Annotated in this window: 1 protein-coding gene; it reads left to right on the plus strand. The window is 39.8% G+C overall.

Translation table 11 applies throughout. The annotated features are described in order from the left end of the window. Positions 1–241 (plus strand): acetolactate synthase small subunit (ilvN, locus tag CWB60_RS20490; protein ID WP_138628026.1); only part of this gene is annotated, 241 nt, incomplete at both ends.

The following is a 241-nucleotide window of genomic DNA, read 5'->3' on the forward strand; positions in this document are numbered from 1 at the left end:
ACTATGGGTGATGATAGACTCGTTGAGCAAATTACTAAACAAGTTAATAAATTAGTTGATGTACTTAAAATTATTGATTTGACCGAAAAGAGTCACATCGATCGTGAATTATTACTTGTTAAAGGATTTGCCCAAGAGGAAACCACACGTGCAGCGGTTACACGCGTTGTAGCCGTGTTCCAAGGTGCTATTTTACATATGCGTCGCCAAAGCTACAGCATACAACTGGTATGCAGCACAC

The organism is Pseudoalteromonas sp. S327 (assembly GCF_005886415.1).
Taxonomy (GTDB): domain Bacteria; phylum Pseudomonadota; class Gammaproteobacteria; order Enterobacterales; family Alteromonadaceae; genus Pseudoalteromonas; species Pseudoalteromonas atlantica.